The sequence below is a fragment of the Rhodococcus sp. NPDC059968 genome (genome assembly GCF_042738615.1).
Classification (GTDB): domain Bacteria; phylum Actinomycetota; class Actinomycetes; order Mycobacteriales; family Mycobacteriaceae; genus Rhodococcus_F.
Genome location: NZ_JBHWUE010000245.1, coordinates 1 through 2,455, shown reverse-complemented (window position 1 = coordinate 2,455; position 2,455 = coordinate 1). Strand labels below are relative to the sequence as shown.

Annotated in this window: 2 protein-coding genes; one reads left to right on the top strand and one right to left on the bottom strand. The window is 64.7% G+C overall.

Annotated elements, in window-relative coordinates:
- Window positions 1–219: 219 nt before the first annotated feature.
- The gene (locus tag ACFWAY_RS53515) at window positions 220–477 is read right to left on the bottom strand and encodes a hypothetical protein (protein WP_378516508.1); all 258 of its coding nucleotides are present in this window, start codon (window positions 475–477) and stop codon (window positions 220–222) included.
- A 999-nt stretch (window positions 478–1,476) separates the two neighbouring features.
- Between ACFWAY_RS53515 and ACFWAY_RS53510 the strand changes: the two genes are divergently transcribed.
- A complete protein-coding gene (locus ACFWAY_RS53510) occupies window positions 1,477–2,316 on the top strand; it encodes an SDR family NAD(P)-dependent oxidoreductase (RefSeq protein ID WP_378516507.1) in 840 nt (279 codons plus the stop codon).
- Window positions 2,317–2,455 lie beyond the last annotated feature (139 nt).

The window sequence follows — 2,455 nt, the reverse complement described above, 5'->3', positions numbered from 1 at the left end:
GCTCGCTCGGCACCCTCAACCGCACGATGGGGGAGGCATTGACGCGTGTCTGATGGCGTCGTGCATACCCCCTCCGAAGCACAAAGCAAGCCAGTCGAAGGGGGAAGCGGCGGCTTGGATCGCGCGGCTCGTGCAGCGCGAATCGATGACCGTGACGGTATGCGGCTGCCTCGGGGGTGGGTGTCGGGTGCTGACAATGCCGGGCCTGGACTGCCCCGTTCAACGCATCGTCACGAGCACGATGACCGCGGTCAGCACGGCGACGATTAGTTCGATGGCCCCGAGGATCAGTGCGGCAACGGCCAGACCGGAGCCGGTTTCGTGGCCGCGCCCGCCGGTCTCGACGTAACCGATCGCTCCGAATACCAGCGCCGGGACGAATAATCCTGTCAGGGCGCAGGACAGTGCAACGATCGCGCAGACGTTGGTGCGCTCGGGCGCCTCGATACTGAGGTTGGTCTCGTCGAATGCCACCACGGGCAAATTCCTCTCTTCATTGGTGCAGAAGATGCGGCCGGGTCGGGCCGCTGAGCCCTCGCCGCAACCGGTCACAGTGTTATGCGCTGAACTGGGTGCTGGAGTCGCAGCGGAGGGAGGTGTTCACCGTGCCGTGGTGGGTGGGTGTCGCCGGTGCTGGTGGCGGCCGATGGCGGTGGCACTGACCGCCCATGCACCGATCCCGATGACGGACATGGTGGGTGACCATGTGGTTGCTGTCAGGGAGAGGCAGTACACCCCGGTAGCCGTGACGAGGCCGGTGGCGGACGTGATCAGTGGTGTGTCATCGTTCCCGTTTCGCTTGTTGCTCTGCGCGATGTGCTTTCGATTGTGTCAGAGCATCGGTGTCGTCATGCGCCGGGATCGTGTGTTTGCTGGGGATTGCTGATATGACTTCTGGATGCGAGGGCTGGAAGTGGCGGCGTTGGTCGCCGGAATGGTGTGCGTCCTGGTCGGGTCGTGGTGGTGGGCGGCCGGGTGGATAGTGGCCGGTCTGATCCTCAATGGTGTCGCGCGGGAGCAGGCCGCGAAGCGGCGGGCGGCGCGCGGCGGGTATGGAGCCGTCGCGCCCATTCCTCGAGTTGTTCGACGGCTGGGGAGAGTAGCCGCCATCACACCGACGGTGGGGGCTGACGCTACGTCCGCGCCGCGAAGTGGCGCCCGATGTGCTTGCCCTGTGTCATTCACGTGAATGTTCGCCGCGGTGCTCGCGGCAGCCGCCGAACGCGACGCACAGCGCGAAGTGTGCTCTTATTCGACTCGACGATCGTCCGCGTCCACCAGCACTTGCCGGCGCACTGGTTAGTCGCGAGGTGAGATCGGCCCGCGAGCATGGTGAGGCCGCAATCTGCGAATCGCCCACGATCACAGTGCGCTTCGGGGGCGAGCGCCACGGTCCGGGACCAGCCTCGGAGGACGTGCATGCACAGCCTTCCCCATACTTATCTTCTGGTCGATCGTGGGTTGTTACCGGGGTTCATGAGTGGGAGGGGAAGTTGGTTGGGCTACTTCGGGGGTCGTGTCGTTACGGTGACGGGTGCCGGTGCCGGGATCGGTCGTGAGCTTGCTGTGCAGCTTGCGCGGGCGGGGGCGCGGTTGGCGCTGTCGGATCTGGACGGATCGGCGGTGAAGGAAACGGTGGATCTGTGTGGTGCGTTATCGGGTTCGGTTTTCGCCGCCGCGGTGGATGTGTCGGACAGGGATGCGGTGTTGGGGCACGCTGCGGAGGTCGGGGACAGGTTCGGCGGGGTCGATGCGGTGTTCAACAATGCCGGGATCCTGTTCGCGGGTGATGTCGTGGATTCGGAGTTCGCGGATTTCGAGCGGGTGATGTCGGTCGATTTCTGGGGAGTGGTGTATGGGACGAAGGCATTTTTGCCGTATGTGATGCGGTCCGATCGTGGGCATGTGGTGAACACGTCGTCGGCGTTCGGTCTGATGGCGGCGCCGGGGTATTCGGCGTATAACGCTGCGAAGTTCGCGGTGCGTGGGTTCACGGAGTCGCTGCGCCAGGAGATGCAGGTCGGTGGTCACCCGGTGAAGGTGACGTGTGTCGTTCCCGGCGGTGTCCGTACGTCGATCGCTCGCACGGCCGGTCATGCGGTGGGCGTCGATGGTGACGAGGTTGCGCGGTCGTTCGAGGACCGTGTCGCCAGAACGGGCCCCGGCGAGGCGGCTCGGGTGATCCTGCGGGGCGTGGAACGGGGCAAGGCGCGGGTGTTGGTTGGCCCGGATGCTCGGGTGGTTGATGTGGTGACCAGGGTGCTCGGGCCGGCGTATCAACGGTTGTTGCCGGCGGCGAAGCGTCTCCAGAAATGATGTGTCCACCCATAGCCGCGGAGACTGCTCTGTAACCTCGCCCGCTAGCCCGAAGTTGCGATGGGTTTGTCCTGGTATTTACGGCTGAGCTGCAGCGGGGGCATGAGACACACCCATGGTGTAGTCACTAAAATGATTG